General features: G+C 41.8%; 17 protein-coding genes. 15 read left to right on the top strand and 2 right to left on the bottom strand.

The window, feature by feature from the left end; all coding sequences use genetic code 11:
- Nucleotides 1-32 precede the first annotated feature (32 nt).
- From MHI23_RS17095 to MHI23_RS17055, 9 genes are all read left to right on the top strand, one after another.
- On the top strand, nucleotides 33-416 hold the full coding sequence (locus MHI23_RS17095) for an ATP synthase subunit I (protein WP_024423731.1): 384 nt from the start codon (nucleotides 33-35) through the stop codon (nucleotides 414-416).
- 7 nt (nucleotides 417-423) lie between these two features.
- Nucleotides 424-1,158 carry a F0F1 ATP synthase subunit A gene (gene atpB / locus MHI23_RS17090; RefSeq protein WP_024426341.1) on the top strand — a complete coding sequence of 245 codons (735 nt, stop codon included), beginning with the start codon at nucleotides 424-426 and terminating at the stop codon, nucleotides 1,156-1,158.
- A 48-nt stretch (nucleotides 1,159-1,206) separates the two neighbouring features.
- Entirely contained in the window at nucleotides 1,207-1,419 is a 213-nt protein-coding gene (atpE, locus tag MHI23_RS17085) for a F0F1 ATP synthase subunit C (RefSeq protein ID WP_003214968.1), read from the top strand.
- Nucleotides 1,420-1,539: 120 nt separating this feature from the next.
- Nucleotides 1,540-2,061 carry a F0F1 ATP synthase subunit B gene (atpF, locus tag MHI23_RS17080; protein ID WP_008354935.1) on the top strand — a complete coding sequence of 174 codons (522 nt, stop codon included), beginning with the start codon at nucleotides 1,540-1,542 and terminating at the stop codon, nucleotides 2,059-2,061.
- Complete coding sequence (locus MHI23_RS17075; RefSeq protein ID WP_024426340.1) at nucleotides 2,058-2,603, top strand: F0F1 ATP synthase subunit delta; 546 nt, start codon at nucleotides 2,058-2,060, stop codon at nucleotides 2,601-2,603. Before atpF ends, MHI23_RS17075 begins: the two co-directional genes overlap by 4 nt.
- Before the next feature lie 16 nt (nucleotides 2,604-2,619).
- Complete coding sequence (atpA, locus tag MHI23_RS17070; protein ID WP_024423728.1) at nucleotides 2,620-4,128, top strand: F0F1 ATP synthase subunit alpha; 1,509 nt, start codon at nucleotides 2,620-2,622, stop codon at nucleotides 4,126-4,128.
- Between the two features lie 88 nt (nucleotides 4,129-4,216).
- Entirely contained in the window at nucleotides 4,217-5,083 is an 867-nt protein-coding gene (locus tag MHI23_RS17065; RefSeq protein WP_024423727.1) for a F0F1 ATP synthase subunit gamma, read from the top strand.
- 24 nt (nucleotides 5,084-5,107) lie between these two features.
- A complete protein-coding gene (atpD, locus tag MHI23_RS17060; protein ID WP_008354929.1) occupies nucleotides 5,108-6,529 on the top strand; it encodes a F0F1 ATP synthase subunit beta in 1,422 nt (473 codons plus the stop codon).
- 24 nt (nucleotides 6,530-6,553) lie between these two features.
- On the top strand, nucleotides 6,554-6,949 hold the full coding sequence (locus MHI23_RS17055) for a F0F1 ATP synthase subunit epsilon (RefSeq protein ID WP_003214592.1): 396 nt from the start codon (nucleotides 6,554-6,556) through the stop codon (nucleotides 6,947-6,949).
- Nucleotides 6,950-6,991: 42 nt separating this feature from the next.
- On the opposite strand, the gene MHI23_RS17050 is transcribed toward MHI23_RS17055, so the two are convergent.
- Nucleotides 6,992-7,468: a hypothetical protein gene (locus MHI23_RS17050; protein WP_024426339.1), complete on the bottom strand. Its 477-nt coding sequence runs from the start codon at nucleotides 7,466-7,468 to the stop codon at nucleotides 6,992-6,994.
- Nucleotides 7,469-7,638: 170 nt separating this feature from the next.
- Between MHI23_RS17050 and MHI23_RS17045 the strand changes: the two genes are divergently transcribed.
- The 6 genes from MHI23_RS17045 (at nucleotide 7,639) to MHI23_RS17020 (ending at nucleotide 13,136) form a co-directional block, all read left to right on the top strand.
- Complete coding sequence (locus tag MHI23_RS17045; protein ID WP_024423724.1) at nucleotides 7,639-7,869, top strand: DUF1146 family protein; 231 nt, start codon at nucleotides 7,639-7,641, stop codon at nucleotides 7,867-7,869.
- A 129-nt stretch (nucleotides 7,870-7,998) separates the two neighbouring features.
- Nucleotides 7,999-8,733: a YwmB family TATA-box binding protein gene (locus MHI23_RS17040; protein WP_047202548.1), complete on the top strand. Its 735-nt coding sequence runs from the start codon at nucleotides 7,999-8,001 to the stop codon at nucleotides 8,731-8,733.
- A gap of 32 nt (nucleotides 8,734-8,765) precedes the next feature.
- Nucleotides 8,766-10,073, top strand: coding sequence for a UDP-N-acetylglucosamine 1-carboxyvinyltransferase (gene murA, locus MHI23_RS17035; protein ID WP_024423722.1), 1,308 nt, complete (start codon nucleotides 8,766-8,768; stop codon nucleotides 10,071-10,073).
- A 255-nt stretch (nucleotides 10,074-10,328) separates the two neighbouring features.
- Nucleotides 10,329-11,354 (top strand): stage II sporulation protein D, encoded by a 1,026-nt coding sequence (gene spoIID, locus MHI23_RS17030; RefSeq protein ID WP_125585865.1) that lies wholly within the window; start codon nucleotides 10,329-10,331, stop codon nucleotides 11,352-11,354.
- A gap of 323 nt (nucleotides 11,355-11,677) precedes the next feature.
- Nucleotides 11,678-12,376 (top strand): VWA domain-containing protein, encoded by a 699-nt coding sequence (locus tag MHI23_RS17025; protein ID WP_125585867.1) that lies wholly within the window; start codon nucleotides 11,678-11,680, stop codon nucleotides 12,374-12,376.
- Nucleotides 12,377-12,458: 82 nt separating this feature from the next.
- A complete protein-coding gene (locus tag MHI23_RS17020) occupies nucleotides 12,459-13,136 on the top strand; it encodes a VWA domain-containing protein (RefSeq protein ID WP_024423719.1) in 678 nt (225 codons plus the stop codon).
- A gap of 51 nt (nucleotides 13,137-13,187) precedes the next feature.
- Here the strand turns inward: MHI23_RS17020 and MHI23_RS17015 are convergent, their stop codons facing one another.
- The gene (locus MHI23_RS17015) at nucleotides 13,188-15,536 is read right to left on the bottom strand and encodes an FdhF/YdeP family oxidoreductase (RefSeq protein ID WP_125585869.1); all 2,349 of its coding nucleotides are present in this window, start codon (nucleotides 15,534-15,536) and stop codon (nucleotides 13,188-13,190) included.
- Nucleotides 15,537-15,572: the final 36 nt, after the last annotated feature.

Genomic DNA, 15,572 nt, shown 5'->3' with positions numbered 1-15,572 from the left:
TTTTACAATACTTTTCATCGGGAGTCAGATGAATGAACGATCCAAACGCGATTTTCCGCAGACAGAGTAAATACATGTTCTATCTATTGGCAATTTTTGTGTTTGGCTATGCCATGCCTGGTTTTAAACCACTGTTTCTTGGTTTCATTATCGGCACAATTTTTGCTTTCTTTAATTTATTCCTACTTATACGGAGAATGCACGCTTTTGATCGAGCGGTTAAAAAAGGAAAATCCATTCGTTCAATGGGAAGTACAGCCAGGTGGGCCAACGCGATTCTCGCAGTAGCGATTGCTTGGCGTTACCCTAATGAAGTTCATCTGGCAGGTGTTGTTATAGGATTAATGACAATATATCCTGTCATTATGATAGATTCCTTCATTCAACTTAAACGTTCTACTATGGAAGAGAGGTGAATACTCTTTGGGTCACAGTTCAAAAACTACAGAATTTTTAGGGTTAACGTTCAACTTATCCAATGTTCTCATGATTACGATTGCTAGTATCATCGTTCTTCTCATAGCGGTGCTGACTACTCGTGTTCTGTCTATTCGTCCGACTAAGGCGCAGAACTTCATGGAATGGATCGTTGATTTTGTTCGAAATATCATAGGTAGTTCGATGGACATGAAAACAGGAGCCCCATTTCTAGCGCTTGGCGTTACATTACTCATGTACATATTTGTTTCAAACATGCTTGGACTGCCATTCTCGATTACGGTCGATCACAACTTGTGGTGGAAATCACCAACTGCTGATCCTGCAATCACAATGACACTAGCAATTATGGTCATGGGACTTACACACTTCTACGGTGTCAAGGCAAAAGGAGTCAAGGAATATACGAAAGACTACTTTAGACCAATTCCACTTTTAGTACCATTGAAACTTATTGAAGAATTTGCAAACACGCTAACACTTGGTTTGCGTCTTTACGGAAATATTTTCGCTGGAGAGATTCTTCTTGGGTTACTTGCAGGACTTGCGACCAATTTCTACACGCAAAATATTGCGCTTGGTATCGTTGGTACATTAGGTGCCATCGTGCCGATGATTGTATGGCAGGCATTCAGTTTGTTTGTCGGAACAATCCAGGCATTTATCTTCACCATGCTGACAATGGTGTACATTTCCCATAAAGTCAGCGACGAACACTAAAAAATTGAGAGTCCAAAAAGGACGTTATTTTAAAGGAGGAGCTTTTTAATGAATTTAATAGCAGCAGCAATTGCAATCGGTTTAGGAGCACTAGGAGCAGGTATTGGTAACGGTCTAATCGTATCTAAAACAGTTGAAGGAATCGCTCGTCAGCCAGAAGCTGGTAGAGAACTAAGAACACTTATGTTCATCGGGGTCGCTTTAGTTGAGGCACTTCCAATTATCGCTGTCGTTATCGCATTCTTGGCATTCTTTGGTTAATATGTGAGAAGCGTTCTAATATGAATTTTAATGGCGAAGATCAGATTAGTTCGAAACTTCGCCATTCCTTTATGTTTTGTTTCTTAACATATTATTTAAAGAAGGGAGTTGCCGTACTAAATGTCTCAGTTACCAGTGGTTTTAGGAGCAGGGGGCTTAAGTTTCAACGCCGGTGATATGTTATTCCAGCTTATCGCTATGCTCATCTTGCTTGCACTTTTAAAGAAATTTGCGCTTAAACCTTTATTAGGTATTATGAAGCAGCGTGAAGATTATATAGGAAATGAAATTTCAAGTGCTGAACAAAAGCACGTTCAAGCTGAAAAGCTTCTTGAAGAACAACGTGTCTTATTGAAAGAAGCACGCGAAGAATCACATACACTCATCGAAAATGCGAAAAAGATTGGTGAGAAACAAAAAGAAGAGATCATTCAAGCAGCACGTCAAGAATCAGAACGCTTGAAAGAGTCTGCTAGAACTGAAATCGTGAAAGAAAAAGAACAAGCTGTGGCTGCACTGCGCGAGCAGGTTGCATCACTATCTGTGCTGATTGCATCTAAAGTGATTGAAAAAGAACTTGATGAGCAGGCACAAGAGAAATTGATTCAAGAGTACCTTAAAGAGGCAGGCGAAAGCCGATGAGCGTAACTATTGTCTCTAAGCGTTACGCTTCTGCTCTTTTTGACATCGTTCTTGCTTCTTCGGCAGTAGACGAAACTGAAAAAGAGCTGAATGAGATCAAAAAAGTTCTAAAGGCTGATCAAGAACTCAATGACTTCCTTGTTCATCCAAAGATTACAGCAGACAAAAAGAAACAGTTGATTGCTGAAGCTTTCAAAGGTGTTTCTACTTATGTATTGCACACAATGTATTTACTGATTGACCGCGGACGCACGAATATTTTCTCTGAAATGACGTCTGAGTTTGTGAAACTTGCAAACCGTACGAAACAAATAGACGATGCGGTCGTGTATTCAGTGAAACCGCTGAGCGGTGCTGAAATTCAATCTTTATCTGAAGTATTTGCCAAAAAAGCCGGAGTCACATCACTGCGTGTTGAAAATGTGATTGACAAGGATCTAATAGGCGGAGTGAAAATCCGTATCGGAAACCGCATTTATGACGGCAGTGTCAGCGGAAAGCTTTCCCGCATTGAACGTCAGCTTGCAGGCGAAAATCGTTAGAAGGGGTGAAACCTTAGTGAGTATCAAAGCTGAAGAGATTAGCGCGCTGATAAAGCAGCAAATCCAAAACTATCAATCAGAAATTGAAGTAAAAGATGTCGGTACAGTCATTCAAGTAGGGGACGGTATCGCGCGTGTACATGGCCTTGACAACATTATGGCAGGAGAGCTGGTTGAGTTCTCTAACGGTGTAATGGGTATGGCTCAAAACCTTGAGGAGTCTAACGTAGGTATCGTTATTTTAGGACCTTACAAAGATATCCGCGAAGGTGACGATGTAAAACGTACAGGTCGTATCATGGAGGTTCCAGTAGGTGAAGAGTTAATCGGTCGTATTGTGAACCCGCTTGGTCAGCCTGTTGATGGACTAGGTCCAATCTTAACAAGCAAAACACGTCCAATCGAAAGTGAAGCACCTGGCGTTATGGATCGTAAATCTGTACATGAGCCGCTTCAAACAGGAATTAAAGCAATTGATGCCTTGATTCCAATCGGCCGCGGACAGCGTGAATTGATCATTGGTGACCGTCAAACAGGTAAAACATCTGTTGCAATCGATACGATTCTAAACCAAAAAGATCAAGACATGATCTGTATTTATGTAGCTATCGGACAAAAAGAATCTACGGTTCGTGGTGTTGTTGAAACACTTCGTAAGCATGGTGCGCTTGACTACACAATCGTTGTCACAGCTTCTGCATCACAGCCGGCTCCACTTCTTTACCTTGCTCCTTATGCAGGTGTAACGATGGGTGAGGAATTCATGTATAACGGCAAGCACGTACTTGTTGTCTATGATGACCTTTCTAAACAAGCGGCAGCTTACCGTGAGCTTTCATTATTGCTTCGTCGTCCTCCAGGTCGTGAGGCATTCCCTGGTGATGTTTTCTATCTTCACTCTCGTTTATTAGAACGTGCAGCGAAGCTTAGTGACGAAAAGGGTGGCGGTTCTATCACAGCATTGCCTTTCGTAGAAACGCAGGCTGGCGATATCTCTGCATATATCCCAACAAACGTTATTTCCATCACAGATGGACAGATTTTCTTACAATCTGACCTCTTCTTCTCAGGCGTACGTCCAGCGGTAAACGCAGGATTGTCTGTATCCCGTGTAGGTGGTTCTGCACAAATCAAAGCGATGAAAAAGGTAGCAGGTACACTTCGTCTGGATCTTGCTTCTTATCGTGAGCTTGAAGCATTCGCTCAGTTTGGATCTGATCTAGACCAAGCCACTCAAGCGAAATTAAACCGTGGTGCAAGAACAGTTGAAGTCTTAAAACAAGACTTGAACAAACCGCTTAAAGTTGAAAAACAAGTAGCGATTCTTTACGCACTAACAAGAGGATACTTAGACGATGTAGCCATTGCTGATGTTAAACGTTTTGAAGCTGAGTTATTCTTGTACATTGAAGAAAACCATAAAGGCTTGTTTGACACAATCTCTCAAACAGGAAATATGCCTGCTGATGAAGAGTGGAAGACAGCAATCGAAGGCTTTAAACGTACGTTTGCACCAAGCAACTAATTAGTAATCTTTCCGAGAGAAAAAGATTCTCTTTTTCTCTCTTTTCACGTAAATGAACACGGATTCCTGAAAAAAGGTGGTGAAATCTTTGGCCTCATTACGCGATATAAAGTCAAGGATCACGTCAACGAAAAAATCGAGTCAGATCACAAAAGCGATGCAAATGGTATCAGCTGCGAAACTGAATCGTGCTGAAAACAATGCGAAGTCTTTTGTTCCTTACATGGAGAAAATCCAGGAAGTGGTTGCTGCAATCGCAACTGGAACAAGTGCTAAGCACCCAATGCTTCTTTCAAGACCTGTCAAGAAAACAGGGTATCTCGTCATTACATCTGATCGAGGGCTTGCAGGACCTTTTAACAGCTCGATTTTGCGTGCCGCTTACCAAACCATTCAATCTCGTCATCAATCCGCTGATGAATATGCGGTGATTGTCATTGGTAAAATCGGACGCGACTTCTTCAAAAAGCGTGGTATTCCAGTTATTTCTGAAGTAACAGGGCTTGGAGACGAAGTAGCGTTTGCTGATATTAAAGAATTAGCAAGCAGTACAGTTCAAATGTTCTCTGATGAAGCGTTTGATGAACTTTACATGTTCTACAACCACTTTGTCAGTGCGATTTCACAAGAAGTAACAGAGAAGAAATTATTGCCGCTAACGGACCTTTCGGCCGCAGCGACACCAAATAAACGTTCCGCATCTTATGAGTTTGAGCCTTCTGAAGAAGAAATTCTTGAAGTTCTCCTTCCTCAATATGCAGAGAGTTTGATTTTCGGTGCGCTTCTTGACAGCAAAGCAAGTGAACATGCTGCAAGAATGACAGCAATGAAGAGTGCAACAGACAACGCAAAAGAATTGATCGACAGCCTGACACTCTCTTACAACCGTGCTCGTCAAGCAGCGATTACACAAGAGATTACAGAAATTGTCGGCGGTGCAGCTGCCTTAGAATAGAAATAATTGTCAGGAGGGAATGCAATGAAAACAGGACGCATCAGTCAGATCATGGGACCAGTCGTAGACGTTCGTTTTGAAGACGGTCACTTGCCTGAGATTTATAATGCGATCAAAGTTTCGCATAAAGCGGAAAGCGAAAGTGAAGTTGATATCGACTTAACTTTAGAAGTAGCACTACATTTAGGTGATGATACAGTGAGAACCATCGCGATGGCATCAACAGACGGTGTGAAGCGCGGTATGGAAGCTGTAGACCTTGGAAAACCAATTTCAGTACCAGTTGGTAACGTAACACTTGGACGTGTATTCAACGTACTGGGAGATAACATTGACTTAGATGAGCCACTTGGTGTGGAAGCTCAAAGAGATCCAATCCACAGACAAGCGCCTTCTTTTGATCAACTTTCTACAGAAGTTGAAATTCTTGAAACAGGTATCAAAGTTGTTGACCTGCTTGCTCCTTACATCAAAGGTGGAAAGATCGGTCTATTCGGTGGAGCTGGTGTAGGTAAAACCGTTCTGATTCAAGAATTGATCAACAACATCGCACAAGAACACGGCGGTATTTCTGTATTCGCTGGTGTTGGAGAGCGTACACGTGAAGGAAACGACCTTTACTACGAAATGAAAGATTCTGGCGTTATCGAAAAAACAGCCATGGTCTTCGGTCAAATGAACGAGCCGCCAGGTGCACGTATGCGTGTTGCCCTAACTGGTTTGACAATGGCAGAGCATTTCCGTGATGAACAAGGTCAAGACGTATTGTTCTTCATCGATAATATCTATCGCTTTACACAAGCAGGTTCTGAAGTATCAGCCCTTCTTGGACGTATGCCTTCAGCGGTAGGTTATCAGCCGACACTTGCAACAGAAATGGGTCAGCTGCAAGAACGTATCACGTCTACAAACGTAGGATCGGTTACATCGATTCAAGCGATCTATGTACCTGCGGATGACTATACAGATCCAGCTCCTGCAACGACGTTCGCTCACCTTGATGCAACGACAAACCTTGAGCGTAAGCTGACTGAAATGGGTATTTACCCAGCGGTTGATCCTCTTGCTTCAACATCTCGTGCACTTGCACCTGAGATCGTTGGCGAAGAGCATTATGCGATTGCGCGTGAAGTGCAGCAAACATTACAGCGTTATAAAGAGCTGCAAGATATTATTGCCATTTTAGGTATGGATGAATTATCTGAGGACGATAAGCTTGTGGTACACAGAGCGCGTCGTGTTCAATTCTTCCTATCTCAAAACTTCCACGTAGCAGAGCAGTTCACTGGCCAAAAGGGTTCTTATGTGCCATTGAAAGAAACTGTTAAAGGCTTCAAGGAAATCTTATCTGGTAAATACGATCACCTTCCAGAAGATGCATTCCGCTTAGTTGGACGCATTGAAGAAGTGGTTGAAAAAGCCAAAGAGATGGGTGTAGAGGCCTAATCTGGTCCTTAGGAGGGTAAAAGCATGAAGACCGTTCAAGTCAATATCGTTACTCCCGACGGCCCAGTGTATCAAGCGGATGTGGAAATGGTCAGTGTAAGAGCAGAAAGCGGTGAGCTTGGTATTTTAGCTGGCCACGTTCCAATGGTTGCTCCGCTAAAAATCGGTGCAGTTCGCTTAAAACATAGTGGATCAACTGAATTGGTTGCAGTAAGTGGCGGATTTGTTGAAGTCCGCCCTGAACAAGTAACAATTCTGGCTCAGGCCGCTGAAACATCAGACAAAGTTGATGTCGATCGTGCTAAATCAGCGAAACAGCGTGCTGAAGAGCATTTGAACCACCCGAATGAAAGTGATGTACGCCGGGCGGAACTCGCATTAAAACGGGCGTTAAACCGTTTAAATGTAGCAGGGAAATAAAACAGAAAATCCTTCTTATCACAGTGATAAGAAGGATTTTTTTTAGGATGACATGAGAGATTGATACATCGACACATAAGGATGAGATGCTTGCTTTTCTAGATATAAGTGCTCGCAAAATTGCGTACTACAATGCCATGTTTTATTGTTTCTGCGTAAGCCAAGCGTATATTTGTGCGGAGAATCCATATAAGGCCGCACCACCCAGTCAGCATCTGAATGATGACGGATGACAACCTCTCCTATATACACACTCATCATCGCTTCTAATGCATCTATTGGCATTTTCCACTCAGCGAACAGCTGCTTGGTCAATGCATCAAAGTATAGTGATTCTAACTGATACAGGCTTTCCTCAGAGTAATCCAAAGAAATGTTATGAAAATGACACAATTGTGCTAATTCTTCTAGCTGTGTCTGTCTATAATCAAAGTAGAAAGCAATGGCCTCCCATTCATGATCAAATGAGGGAACCAATTCTCCGTACAAATCAACAAAGTCAGGAAAAGAATCTTTCAATGTGTTCAGCTCCTTCCACACGCAGTATATCATCTCCTTGGCATCAGGATAAGAGGGGATTTACACTAAATGTAGCTCTTTTTTCCAAATGATTCATCTTTCCGATTTTCGAGGATATAATGAAAGGGAGTTTTCCTTTACAGAAATAAATAAAAGGAGGATTCAACTGTATGGAAGACGTAGGACAACAAGCAATCGTGGGCATTGTGATTCACCTATTTTTTATCGCGGTTACATGGTGGGCACTGCTTGCTGTAAATATTGATCCACTCATTAAAAAAGGGAAAATCGTTCAAGCAAGGCTGCTGATGATGCTCATTACTATTGCCATCGCATCTGCGGTCAGCAATTTCTTCCTTGATTACTTAAATTTCTCCAGACAAATTCCTTATATGTTCTAACATAAAAGGTTTGGTCACGGCCTTCTGCGGGAACATAAAATGAAGGGTCAAAAGGTTGGCCTTTTGTTGACTTTTCCACGTATGCATTGACCTCCTTGCGGCAACACTTGTAGCAAGGGGGAATGACAGGTGAGAAAGTATTTGAAAGGTTGGCCATTATTTGCGTTTATTCTTTTTTTTGTTCTAATGATTCAAGGTGTTCGTGCGGAAGAATCTTCTCCGCTCACTCAAATAGCAGAAGGTTTGAAAAATCAGCAAATTGAAGTCGATGGATGGACCCTTCATGCCAAAACAAATGTAGATATTTCATCCGAACAATTTTCAAAAAAAGTGAAACGTTTGAAAGACGAACTACGACAGTATGAGTGGACCGAAAAAAAAGAACAACATGTCACCAAAGTCACAGGAATTTACAAAGATGAAAAAAATGATACAGAATCGAAAATTTTACTCGTAAAGACCGACACAAAATCAAATCAAAAGTCGTATTTATTATATGAGCAAAAAGGTGCTCGCCCACTGAATACCTGGGAGCATACATATGATCAGTTCGTACGTCATGCAAAAAGCATATTACAAGAGAAAATTGTAATTTTTACTTGTCTCGATGGTCATGTAAATGGTATGATGGATGTTGTTTTGCAAAAAAAAGCTGAAACGTTAGCAAATGAATTTCAAGCAAAACCAGTTGAGTATCTCGTTGAGTCTAATTTTGTGTCGCTTTCCGCTTACACAGATAAGTGGGAACAGTTCATTATGACTTCAAATGATAAAATGAATGTTCAAATTGCCATCAGAAGTTCGGAAATGAACGAAAATCATACGATTACGGTTGGCACACCAATCGTAACGACTGAATATTAATATAGAGAATTTGGGACGCGGAGGGGAAGACCTTGGAAAAAATCATCGTCCGCGGCGGTCAAAAGTTAAACGGCACAGTTAAAGTAGAAGGCGCAAAAAATGCCGTTTTACCAGTTATCGCTGCATCTTTGTTAGCAAGTACAGAAAAAAGCGTAATTTGTGATGTACCTACGCTCTCCGATGTATATACAATCAATGAAGTGTTACGTCATTTAGGAGCAGAAGTACATTTTGAAAATAACGAAGTATCAGTTGATGCATCTCATGCACTAGAAACTGAGGCTCCGTTTGAGTATGTCCGTAAAATGAGAGCATCCGTGCTTGTCATGGGACCACTTTTAGCAAGAACAGGTCATGCAAGAGTTGCATTACCTGGAGGCTGTGCAATTGGTTCAAGACCAATTGATCAGCATTTAAAAGGCTTTGAAGCAATGGGAGCTAAAATTCAAGTAGGTAATGGTTTCATCGAGGCTGAAGTAAAAGGCCGTTTAAAAGGTGCAAAAATCTATTTGGATTTCCCAAGTGTAGGGGCAACTGAAAACATCATCATGGCAGCAGCATTAGCGGAAGGAACAACAATTTTAGAAAACGTAGCAAAAGAACCTGAAATTGTTGATTTAGCAAACTACATCAATGCCATGGGCGGTAAGGTTCGCGGTGCTGGTACTGGTACAATCAAAATCGAAGGTGTGGAAACACTTCACGGTGCAAAACACAACATCATCCCTGACAGAATTGAAGCAGGTACTTTCATGGTGGCAGCAGCCATTACAGAAGGAAATGTTCTTGTAAAAGGCGCAGTGCCAGAGCACATGACATCACTTGTTGCAAAAATGGAAGAAATGGGTATTCAGATCATTGAAGAAGAAGAAGGTTTAAGAGTCATTGGACCATCTGAGCTCAAGCCAATCGATCTAAAAACAATGCCGCATCCTGGGTTCCCAACGGATATGCAATCTCAGATGATGGCGCTATTGCTTCGTGCGAACGGAACAAGCATGATCACAGAGACGGTGTTTGAAAACCGCTTTATGCATGCTGAAGAATTCCGCCGCATGAATGGCGATATTAAAATTGAGGGTCGCTCTGTCATTATCAATGGGCCGGTTCAACTTCAAGGTGCTGAAGTGGCAGCGACTGATTTAAGAGCAGGAGCAGCACTTGTACTTGCTGGATTAGTGGCAGAAGGTCATACACGTGTCACAGAGTTGAAGCATATTGACCGTGGTTATGTGAACTTCCACCAAAAGCTTGCAGCAATCGGTGCAGATATCGAAAGAGTAAACGATGAATCAGCAGATGTGACACAAGAACAAGTTGTATCAGATCTGAACGCGTAATCATAAAGAAATCAGTGTGTCCATTGGGCATGCTGATTTTTTTTAGATTCATAGAATGCCTCATTTCACAAAGCTTATCATTAGTGTATCCAACCATCTTAAATTTTATTCATACAGACGAACAGTAAAATCCATTTGAAGAACAGCCTCATACCTTCATAAAAGACTTGTCCACTAAATGAAAGAAGCTGTCATATTAGCTTGTCCCTGCCCATAGGATAAAAGAGATTCAATGACAAATGGGGGCAGCCAAATATGAAACCAATGATATGGACAATCGCAGGAATATGTATCATCATTTTAATGATTCCAACATTACTTGTGTTGCCGACATTCCAAGGGAAGCCGGCGGCCAGCCAGCACGTAGCAGCGGAACCATCAGTTAAAAAAGAAGTGAAGGGTTCAGTCAAATTGAAGCAATCACCCGTCGCTATCCCCGTCTATCGCTCTGCTCATCAGCAGGTAGAAAACATCCCCTTAGAAGAGTATGTGATCGGTGTCGTAGCATCTGAAATGCCAGCTGATTTTGAAATGGAAGCACTCAAGGCACAAGCGCTCGCAGCAAGAACGTATATCGTCAGACAAATGATCAGTGATAAGACAGTCAAATCACCTAAGGGCTCGCTCGTAGATGATACCCAAATGTTCCAGGTGTACAAAAACAAACAAGAACTCAAGAAAATTTGGGGGAAAGCGTACAATTGGAAATTAAAAAAGGTCACGGAAGCTGTCGCCAGCACACAAGGAAAAGTGCTGACTTATGACGAGAAACCAATTGATGCTTCATTCTTTTCAACAAGTAATGGAAAAACGGAAAATGCTGAAGCCTATTGGAAAAACGAAATCCCTTATTTGAAAAGTGTCTCAAGTAAATGGGACGAAAAATCGCCAAAATTTCAAAACAAGAAAACCATCTCGGTAAGTGAATTTCAGCAAAAATTAGGCGTGACACTCACTCAGCAGGCTCAGGTCGGACAGATAGTAGAACGGACACCAGGAAACCAAGTAGCGAAAGTTGTGATCAACGGTAAAACACTGTCAGGCCGAGACATTCGAGAATCACTAGGCCTTCATTCAGCGGACTTCACATGGGAACGCCAGGGCGAGCAGATTGTCATTACAACAAAAGGATATGGTCATGGTGTAGGCATGAGTCAATATGGTGCGCATTATATGGCGCAGGCTGGAAAAAAAGTAGATGCCATCGTGAAACATTATTATAAAGGAATTCAAATCGAATCAGCCGATCGTTTTCTCAACACGTATATGGCTAAAAAATAAAGCAAAGGTGCCTCAGAAATGGGGCATTTTTTTTGTGTGGTCAAAGAGGTTTGAACAGAATGTGACAAATTGCGACTTAAGACGCACCGAAGGAAAACTTAAACATTTATGTCCCGATAAGAACTGATGGCCGATACAAAGCCCCTCAAAAGGAGGAGAAATCGAGAGGATAAAGGGTCTGTTAGGTGAAAATATCTAGACATCTGACAGAATTTTAGTGATTTTGATGAAAGAGAAAAAGGGACCGAGTCCTATACCATTCCAAGACAGAATATTTTACGATTAAGATGTTTCAATTAAATACATAAGGAGGAAGGAAAATTATGTTGAAAAAAGTATTCTCACTCGTAACCTTAGCTGTATTGACATTATCTATGTCAATCTCTTCACCAGTATTTGCAGAAGCATCTACAGTCAAAAAACATAATAAAGATGTAAGAGTCACAATCTTGCTTGATGCAAGTGGAAGCATGGCAAGAAAAGTTGAGGGAGAGCGCAAATTTGATCTCGCCAAACAAGAGGTATTTAAATTTGCTCAATCACTTCCAAAAGACGCTAAAATTCGTATGAGCTTGTTTGGTTCTGAAGGAAACAACAAAAATTCAGGTAAAGCTCAATCATGTGAAGTCATTAGAGGCGTTTACGGCGTACAGCCTTATGAAAAAGACAGCTTTGAAAACTCTTTAAACGGACTTGGGCCAAATGGCTGGACACCGATTGCACGTGCACTTGAAAATGCAAAGCAAGCGGATGAGCAGCTTACTGAAGGAACAAAGCATATTGTGTACTTAATCACTGATGGTGAAGAAACTTGTGGCGGAGATCCAGTAAAAGTAGCAAAAGAATTGCATAACTCAAAAGGATCAACTGTTGTAAATGTGATCGGGTTAGACTTTAACGATGGCTATGAAGGTCAATTGAAGCAAGTAGCCAAAGCTGGTAAAGGCCATTACTACCAAGCAAGCACAGGTAAAGAAATGGGATCTATCTTTTCAGCAGAATCATTAAAACTACACGAATAACTTGCTGAACAAAAGGGAAACGATTGATTCATGCTTTCGTTTCTCTTTTTCTGTACAAAAGTAAAAAAGGAGGTCTTTATTGATGAAAAGAAATATCGTATTAACCATTTTGGCTAGTCTTGTCCTGCTTCTTTCTTCACCAGCTCATGCTGTAACAAAACAGGAGCCGCCTGCTCATGTGGTGATATTACTCGATTTAAGCGGCAGCATGGCACAGTCAGTTGAAGGTGAAAAGAAAATTGAAATCGCCAAACGGTCTATTCAAAGCTTTGCGAGTATTTTATCAGAAGATACACAAGTTCTGCTTCGAGTGTTTGGTCATGAAGGAACCAATAAAAATGCAGGGAAAGCCGTTTCTTGTTCAAGCTCTGAAGCCGTTTACGGATTTGGATCATATGAGCCATCAACATTTCAACAAGCACTGAATGTGTATAAGCCAACTGGCTGGACACCACTTGCAAAAGCATTAACGGATACGAAACAAGATTTTGAAGATCACCAAGCTGAAGGGAAAAATATTGTCTATGTTGTCAGTGATGGTGAAGAAACTTGTGGTGGAAGCCCTTCACAAGCAGCAAAGGAATTACATGAAGACGGAATAGATACAATCGTCAATATCATTGGCTTCGATGTGAATGAAAAGGAAGCAAAAAGTCTTAAATCTGTTGCAAAAGCGGGTGGAGGACAATATCAACCGGCTGCAAATGCCGAAGAATTGAACCATATTCTTCAACAGGAAGCGAGCGCTTTTGGTCGGTAGAGAGTGAATGGCAGCTGGGGAAAACAACCCCAGCTGTTTTTAAGTTGACGATTAATTCAAAGTCGTTTCTAATTCATCAATTCGTTTCTCTACATAATGCTGATCCTTTCTTGCATGGAAGGTTTCGGCTTTTTCTAATATGGCAGCTGTATTATACTCGGGAATCTGTGAGTAGCTCTCATACACACCTTTAGGAATTAAAACGTTCCCTTCCGGCCAATAAACTGCGATATTGCCGCGTCTCAACTCTCCGAATTGAGCCACTCCTTGATAGGATCCATATTGATTAAAGAGAACCACTGGATCACCTTCTTGGACGTAAAGCTCTTTTGCATCTTCTTCATTCATTAGGATAGAATGACGTTTTCCACCATTAAAGGCATCCTTTTCACTGTAGATCATGGAGTTGAATTGCTTTCCTCTTCTTGTCGTGATATTGAAATGTCCTTCGGTTTTTCGATATTGAGGCAGCTGGGCAGGAAGAAGATGTCCCTTGCCGTCTGGTGTTGGACACACGCCATCTTCACAAAGCCATGCGCCTCCCCATTGAAAAACGTCTCCCTTGTGACGTAAATGCTGGATGCCATCATAATTTCGGTTGGCGACCGCAATCTCACGACGAATGTCTTCAGCTGTTTCAAAATGTATCAGCTCGGCATCTTCTGGCCGGACTCTTTTCGCAAGATCAACATAAATGTCCCATTCCGCTCTGGCTTCCTCAATACGAGGTCCTTCAATTTCTGGACTGAAATATACCATGCGTTCCGTACTGGTTGATGTGCCGCCGCCTGGTTGTTCATACCTTGTCATAGCAGGCAGCACAATCACCGCCTCTTCAGCGTCTACCAGCGTAGAGGTATTCAAAATGATATCTTGGTGAACACGGAGTTCAAGTTCAGATAATGCTTTTTCGATCGCTTCCGGATTTGGCATCGTTTCTAAAAAGTTTCCGCCACTCGTAAACAGCATTTTGAGTTTTTGTGGATGGTCTTTTGGGAGAGCCATCTTCTCAAAGGATTGCCCAATGGTGTCACCATGCCATTTAGGAATGTCAAACCCCCATATACGTTCGATTCTTTCAATATTCTCTTCATCAAAATCACTACCCGGCAAAACGAATGGATCAGCACCCATTTCACCAGAACCTTGGACGCCGCTATGTCCCCGAATTGGCATGACACCACAATGTTTTCTGCCGATAAATCCGCGCAGCATGGCAAGGTTGGCAACCTGTGATATATTATCAGTTGCAAAGCGGTGCTGAGTAAGGCCCATACTCCAAATAAAAACGCCTGAATTAGCATTGGCAAGCAGTGTCGCAAATTCCTTCATTCTTTCTTTTGATAAACCTGATGATGCTTCTAGGTCTTCCCACTTCAATTGTGTGACATGCTGCTTTAAATCCTGTATGCCCGTTGTATGTTTTTGAATAAATTCGTGATCAAGAGCCGAATGGGGAGCATGCTGCTCCATGTCAAACCAATGCTTGATGACGCCGTTCATAAATGCAATATCTCCGCCTATATTGACTTGGTAAAAATCATCTGCAATTTTTGTACCGAATAAAGCACTCTCTGGAATAGAAGGAACCCAATACTTTTCCATAGCAGGCTCTTTATACGGATTGATGACGATAATTTTTGTTCCCTTCTTTTTAGCAGCGTACATATATTTAGTGGAAACAGGCTGATTGTTTGCTGCAACAGATCCCCAAAATATTAATACATCCGTTCCAATCCAATCACTGTAATTACAGCTGGAAGCACCGATGCCAAGGGACCGTTTAAGAGCAGTTTTACTTGGTGAATGGCAAATGCGAGAAGCATTATCAATATGATTCGTCCCTATAAATCGAGCAGCCTTTGCAGCCGTATAATAAACTTCATTTGTAATTCCTCTGGCGGTTAAATAGAAAGCAAGCTGCCGTTTATCAATTGATTGGATTTTAGCTGCGATTTGATCTAGTGCATCATCCCAAGAAATACGTGTAAAGGCATTGTCACCTTTTTTTCGGATCAATGGATAAGGAATCCGCCCAAGCTTGCGAAGAGAGGTGCTGTCCATTTGCTTTAGCTGCTGAATATCTTCAAACCATTTTGGATCAATAGCTGGCATTGTGTTAAGACGAAGCACATTTAGTCTTGTGGTGCATATATGAGGTCCTGCGAGCGTTTGATCATACAGTCCTGAGACGCCAAGGGCACAGCCGTCACAAACACCCTGTGTTAAAATACGGTACGCGTAGGGAAGGTTATCTTTGTTCTCCCATGCCACTTTCATCGTATCTCGAATGTGTTTCGGTTTCACTTTGCCAAGCCCCATTGGTACAAAAGAGGCCCATAGCTTTGGTGAGGGTTTTTTATTGAGTTTAACAGGCCCCTTATGTTTTGTTTTCCCCATGAGATCATCACCCTCCTATTACTTTGTAAAGCGTTT

The sequence above is a fragment of the Bacillus sp. FSL M7-0003 genome (genome assembly GCF_038628485.1).
Taxonomy (GTDB): Bacteria; Bacillota; Bacilli; order Bacillales; family Bacillaceae; genus Bacillus; species Bacillus safensis.
This window is presented reverse-complemented; position numbering and strand designations above follow the sequence as displayed.

Excerpts from the sequence above, each read along its gene's own strand:
- MHI23_RS17095 (WP_024423731.1), top strand. The coding sequence starts at position 33 with ATGAACGATCCAAACGCGATTTTCCGCAGACAGAGTAAATACATGTTC.
- atpE (WP_003214968.1), top strand. The coding sequence starts at position 1,207 with ATGAATTTAATAGCAGCAGCAATTGCAATCGGTTTAGGAGCACTAGGA.
- atpF (WP_008354935.1), top strand. The coding sequence starts at position 1,540 with ATGTCTCAGTTACCAGTGGTTTTAGGAGCAGGGGGCTTAAGTTTCAAC.
- MHI23_RS17075 (WP_024426340.1), top strand. The coding sequence starts at position 2,058 with ATGAGCGTAACTATTGTCTCTAAGCGTTACGCTTCTGCTCTTTTTGAC.
- atpD (WP_008354929.1), top strand. The coding sequence starts at position 5,108 with ATGAAAACAGGACGCATCAGTCAGATCATGGGACCAGTCGTAGACGTT.
- MHI23_RS17055 (WP_003214592.1), top strand. The coding sequence starts at position 6,554 with ATGAAGACCGTTCAAGTCAATATCGTTACTCCCGACGGCCCAGTGTAT.
- MHI23_RS17045 (WP_024423724.1), top strand. The coding sequence starts at position 7,639 with ATGGAAGACGTAGGACAACAAGCAATCGTGGGCATTGTGATTCACCTA.
- spoIID (WP_125585865.1), top strand. The coding sequence starts at position 10,329 with ATGAAACCAATGATATGGACAATCGCAGGAATATGTATCATCATTTTA.
- MHI23_RS17025 (WP_125585867.1), top strand. The coding sequence starts at position 11,678 with ATGTTGAAAAAAGTATTCTCACTCGTAACCTTAGCTGTATTGACATTA.
- MHI23_RS17020 (WP_024423719.1), top strand. The coding sequence starts at position 12,459 with ATGAAAAGAAATATCGTATTAACCATTTTGGCTAGTCTTGTCCTGCTT.
- MHI23_RS17015 (WP_125585869.1), bottom strand. The coding sequence starts at position 15,536 with ATGGGGAAAACAAAACATAAGGGGCCTGTTAAACTCAATAAAAAACCC.